Consider the following 3,927-nt stretch of genomic DNA (forward strand, 5'->3'; position numbering starts at 1 on the left):
AACTTAACCTTAAAAGAATACAAACAGTTGAAAAAGGATGCTCAGCGTTCTTCCGAATGGATAAAAAAAAATATAAAGAAGATGGAGCAATTTAGATGAAAAAGTTCTTGTTATTGAAACAGTCGGATCGTCTAGCAGCAATACAATTGGTATCAGCAGAGCTTAAAATATCGCCAGTGATTATTGAAAAAGACCTGTGGGTTACAGGGGATATCTAATGAAGCACATCAATTATTCCTATTCCATAGTAAGTTATTTCAGCGGAATCTTATCACATAACTTTAGTTGAGTGGAATCATGATAAAGACCATGTTCATATCCTGTTCAAAGCTCAACCGAAAACAGAGTTGACAAAATTCATCAATGCGTATAAAAGTGCTAGTTCACGGTTGATAAAGCGTGATTATCCTAGAGTAAAACAATATCTTTGGAAAGAAAAGTTTTGGTCTAAAAGTTTCTGCCTAATGAAAGTTTTATCACGGGGAAGTATTGTTGTATCCTCAGTTTTTTGATGATGGGCCCAATATTATTCCTGTGGTTACACGCCGCGGATAGGTAAATACTACGCAATTGCATAGTATTTTATGGTATAATGAGGCATGAAAAGAGAGGTTGCGCTAACAACCTCCCTTAAAGGTAGCACCGTTTAAGACGGTGGCCGAAAAACGATTTTATTTATTTTAAAAAATGACCGTCCTCTGGCTAAAGTTGACGGTTATTTTTTACTGTTTTTATTGATGATTGTCACAATCAAAGTTGCGAAAGCTATCGCAAACATTAACGATTGATAAACAGTCAAGGCTATTCCTTTCCAGAAATAACGCGGAAAAACAATAACATAGGCGTCACCTCTTTTTCAAAAGACTAGCCACCGTCACAAACTTTACTACGTAGAAATATTGTACCATTTGCTGAATGGTGGCACTACTCTTTTATTACACCTGAGCATTAGTAGGAACATTTCGAACTTAAAGTTCACGTCAGTCTTTCAAAAAGACCGATGTTTTTTTTTAATGAAACTAACTATGGAAAAAAGTGCGAAAAAGCCTTCTCCTGTATTAGAATAAAGGTAGAAAAATTTCGTGATCAAGGATGGAAAGCAGAATAATTCCGATTCGAAGTGAAATTCAAAATGTATTAACGATTTTGTAACGTGTAATTACACATTATAATAATCATGAAGAGTTCAGGAAAGGAGCAGTGATTATTATGGATATAGTCAAAACACGCAAGCAAGGAAATTCGGTGATGGTAACGATCGCCAATAAGTTTGACGTACCAGGAGACAAGACTTACTATATTACCCAAGAAACTGACGGGACGATCTTATTGATTCCGAAAGTCGAGGATTATTTTGCTGGTGTAAAAAAGAATGAATACATCGATAAAGAAGATGAACTGGCAAGAGGATTTACTGTAGAAAGCAGGACACTGGAGGAGTAGCACCGATAAGAATCGACCTTATTTTGTCAGTATTGACAATGAGGCCTTGAAAAGCGGCAGCAAAGTTAATGCGAAGCAGATATACACTTTGGATTTTACTAAACGAGGCGGAAGAAATGTAGAAATCCTTGGAAAAGTTTCAACGAGAGAGTTTACAAACATTGCGCAACATGTTCTTATGAATTTCAATTTCCCTATCTAGGAGTACTCTTCAAGATGGGAGTATATTTCCATGTAGATACGGGTCGTTATGTAATAACTCATGGATTTACAAAGAAAACTGAGAAAACGCCAAAAGGAGAAATTGATCACGCTAAAGAATTGCGAAAGGAATGGTTTGATAATGAAAATAGATGATTTAATTAAAGAAGAATTGAAAGACCCTGAATTTGCTGAAGCTTATGAGAAAGAGGGGGAGAAGTTGCAAACTGCAATTTCTCTTTATCGCGCTCGAGAAGAGGCAGGATTGACGCAGGCGGAATTAGCTGAGAAAGCTCACACGACACAAGCTACTATTGCTCGGATTGAGCGTGGTGATAATGTATCTTTTGATAAATTATCTGAAATTGCACATGCAATGGGTAAAAAACTAAAAGTTGAGTTTTCATAGAATTGAATAATTAAATGAATGGGAATCCGTGGTTATAAAAAGGCGTGCTTTTTAGCATGTCTTTTTTATTTCCCCAAAAAACCAGATTACTTACAGAGGCTAAAAAATAAGGAATATAAGATTTGAAAATCGGCTCAGTTGTGGCTCGGATTCTGAGAAAATAAAAAAGAGAAGACTTTTTGAGTAAAAGCCATAATAGAGGATTCCTAAGAAAATCGCGAGTTGTTCGAACAGAAAGATAGCTATTAGGGGGAATAAGAATGAAGAGAAAAAGCCGGTTGACGCTTCTTATGTTTTTTTGGATAATTTGCTCTTTTATGGTGGTTTTGGGAATGGTATGTCCGATCGTTTCGAATGCGGAGGGAGATCTTACAGAGAAGGTACGTTTACTTGATTTGAAAGTGGTAAAGGCGGATGGCAATGAGGTATCAAAGGAAAATAAGATTCGAATGAATGATACGGTGCAGCTGATTTATTCATGGAAGATCGAACAAGAGAAAAGCACTGAGATCAAGGCAGGAGACAACTTTACACTTTCCTTACCAGACAACCACTATTTTCGGATTGACGAGAGCAGTCCGCCACTGCAACTGAAAAATACTCTAACGAATGAAACATTCGGACAAACGAAACGTAATGGGAATCAACTGCTAGTCACCATCAATGAACAGGATGCAAAGCAAAAAGAGACGCTGAATCTCCAACTCGCGATCAAAGCCAAAGCTATCCAAGCAGGCAGCGGAATCAGCATGGGCTCAACCAATATTCCTAAAGCAGAAATCGTTGAATGGGAAACACTGATTCAAGCGGAGGCAAAAGTAGCAGGCGTCGGAAGTTTAACCAGTCCACGGAATTTTGAATACGTGATCCTAGATAAAGAAAATCTAACAAAGCCGATCGCTTACGGCATTACAGAGAGAAGGATCGTGCAAAAAGGCGAAGCAGTCAACATCGCTTTTTACAAAAATAAATCAGCACAAGGGAATTTGCTAGAGGAGATCGCTGGAAATACAGGCGCTTTAGGCTGGTATTCGCTATTAAAGGATGAGCACAGCTATTTGATTCGCGAAGTTCCCGATCCAGAATATCTGGCGGTGATTACTGGGGGTGTGGGTGAAGGATATCAGTACGATTATCAGACGGATACGCAGCAGCACACGCACTTCAAAATCTTAAATCAGACAGCGCTGAAAGAGCCGTTTCCCAACAACTTAGCAAAAGTCCCTGCAGTAGCGATCCCTCAGAGTAAAGACGAACAGCCGCGACAACCCAAAGAAGAATTGAAAATTAAGGACACTGCTCGTAAAAGAATAGCGGCACCAGCATCGACTGATGAGACCGACAAAACAGAAAATGACAAGAAAGGCATTCTTTTGACCAAGACAGATTCAGCCAGTGGAGAAAAACTTCAAGGAGCCGAGTTTGAATTAAGGAATGCCAAAGAGGAGAAGATGTATCTTCGCAAGAAACTGATCACGGATGAGAACGGAGAGCTGCACATCAATTCCTTGCCGGATGGGAAATATTCCTTACTGGAGATAACGGCACCGGAAGGCTATCAACGAGATAGTCAGCCAATCGAATTTACCTTTGATGAAGCGGATAAGCTAGTAACGCTAACAAAAGAAAATGCAAAAACAGAAAAAGCGGCACCGATAAAAAAGGTTTTCCCGAAAGAATCAGAATCTAGCAAAGCGGCAAGTAGTGAACAAGCAAGCAAATCAGTCCCCTCTTCAACCGAAAAGAAATATCCCAATACGGGAATGAAAACAAATAATTCTTTCTATATACTCGGTTGTCTGCTGCTTGTTAGTCTAGGATTTTATCAGAAAAAAAGATAATCAAAACTAAAGCTGATCAGCAGACCATCGCTG

At 38.8% G+C, this 3,927-nt stretch carries 4 protein-coding genes and 2 pseudogenes; all 6 read left to right on the forward strand.

Annotated features, from left to right (window positions below):
- Positions 1-95 precede the first annotated feature (95 nt).
- The 6 genes and pseudogenes from A5875_RS24150 (at position 96) to A5875_RS14705 (ending at position 3,894) form a co-directional block, all read left to right on the forward strand.
- Positions 96-218: a hypothetical protein gene (locus A5875_RS24150; RefSeq protein ID WP_254911876.1), complete on the forward strand. Its 123-nt coding sequence runs from the start codon at positions 96-98 to the stop codon at positions 216-218.
- A gap of 42 nt (positions 219-260) precedes the next feature.
- Positions 261-512, forward strand: a pseudogene (gene tnpA / locus A5875_RS14680) (IS200/IS605 family transposase); the annotation flags it as partial.
- Between the two features lie 697 nt (positions 513-1,209).
- The gene (gene mazE, locus A5875_RS14685; RefSeq protein WP_088934278.1) at positions 1,210-1,443 is read left to right on the forward strand and encodes a type II toxin-antitoxin system PemI/MazE family antitoxin; all 234 of its coding nucleotides are present in this window, start codon (positions 1,210-1,212) and stop codon (positions 1,441-1,443) included.
- A 222-nt stretch (positions 1,444-1,665) separates the two neighbouring features.
- A pseudogene (locus tag A5875_RS14695) lies at positions 1,666-1,800 on the forward strand (type II toxin-antitoxin system RelE/ParE family toxin); the annotation flags it as partial.
- Positions 1,787-2,053, forward strand: coding sequence for a helix-turn-helix domain-containing protein (locus A5875_RS14700; protein WP_088934280.1), 267 nt, complete (start codon positions 1,787-1,789; stop codon positions 2,051-2,053). The pseudogene A5875_RS14695 and the gene A5875_RS14700, both read left to right, overlap by 14 nt.
- A gap of 260 nt (positions 2,054-2,313) precedes the next feature.
- Positions 2,314-3,894, forward strand: a complete 1,581-nt coding sequence (locus tag A5875_RS14705) for an LPXTG cell wall anchor domain-containing protein (RefSeq protein WP_088934281.1) — start codon at positions 2,314-2,316, stop codon at positions 3,892-3,894.
- The last annotated feature ends 33 nt before the right edge of the window (positions 3,895-3,927 follow it).

Origin of the sequence: Enterococcus sp. 3H8_DIV0648 (assembly GCF_002140655.1) — a bacterium.
Classification (GTDB): domain Bacteria; phylum Bacillota; class Bacilli; order Lactobacillales; family Enterococcaceae; genus Enterococcus_A; species Enterococcus_A hulanensis.